Origin of the sequence: Paraburkholderia sp. JHI869 (assembly GCF_038900775.1) — a bacterium.
In the GTDB taxonomy this organism is placed as follows: Bacteria; Pseudomonadota; Gammaproteobacteria; order Burkholderiales; family Burkholderiaceae; genus Paraburkholderia.
In genome coordinates, this window is the sequence record NZ_JAYMSC010000107.1 from 1 (window position 1) to 399 (window position 399).

The 399-nt window shown below is 46.6% G+C and carries 1 protein-coding gene; it reads right to left on the bottom strand.

Annotation, left to right across the window (positions count from 1 at the left end):
* Positions 1-265: hypothetical protein (locus VSR72_RS44075; protein ID WP_342958427.1), on the bottom strand; the 265-nt coding region annotated here is incomplete at its 3' end.
* Between the last annotated feature and the right edge of the window lie 134 nt (positions 266-399).

Below are 399 nucleotides of genomic sequence, written 5' to 3' on the forward strand. Positions count from 1 at the left end.
CTAGGGCAGTTTCTTGGTTGAGACGTGCTTGCTTTGGGGTTAAGCCTTCGCTCTTTTGCCCAAATAAGTGATGAATCAGCAGCTTTTGTTTTTCGATGAGTTGGGCAATTTGGATTAGGAGCTGACTCAGTTGTTGTTCGTATCGTTGTCGCTCTTGTTGACGCACTTGCTGACGTATCTCTTCGCTTTGTTGCTCAAGCAGGGCAATTTTAGCCAGTGCAAGCGCTAGTTGGTAGGCTAAGTCGTGTGAATGGGCATCAGTCATGGCAATATGTTGCCATAGTTTGGGTAGGCTGTCACCTGTTGTTTATATTAGGGGTGTGAGTAGGTCTTTGCCCAGATTGTGCCAAGGTAGTCCGCTGATAAGTGCGTTAAATTGGCTTTGAGTTAGGGTCAGTC